1 rRNA gene is annotated in these 424 nt (G+C 53.5%); it reads right to left on the reverse strand.

The annotated features are described in order from the left end of the window. Window positions 1–424: ribosomal RNA gene (locus HH110_RS19265) — 16S ribosomal RNA — on the reverse strand; the annotation flags it as partial.

Raw genomic sequence — 424 nt, forward strand, 5'->3', positions numbered from 1 at the left:
ACCAGGGTATCTAATCCTGTTTGCTCCCCACGCTTTCGAGCCTCAACGTCAGTTACAGTCCAGTAAGCCGCCTTCGCCACCGGTGTTCCTCCTAATATCTACGCATTTCACCGCTACACTAGGAATTCCGCTTACCTCTCCTGCACTCCAGATGACCAGTTTCCAATGCAGTCCCGGCGTTGAGCCCCGGGCTTTCACATCAGACTTGGCCTTCCGTCTACGCTCCCTTTACACCCAGTAAATCCGGATAACGCTTGCCCCCTACGTATTACCGCGGCTGCTGGCACGTAGTTAGCCGGGGCTTCTTAGTCAGGTACCGTCATTTTCTTCCCTGCTGATAGAGCTTTACATACCGAAATACTTCTTCACTCACGCGGCGTCGCTGCATCAGGGTTTCCCCCATTGTGCAATATTCCCCACTGCT

It is taken from the genome of Stenotrophomonas sp. SAM-B (assembly GCF_013387485.1).
GTDB lineage: Bacteria > Pseudomonadota > Gammaproteobacteria > Xanthomonadales > Xanthomonadaceae > Stenotrophomonas > Stenotrophomonas maltophilia_AA.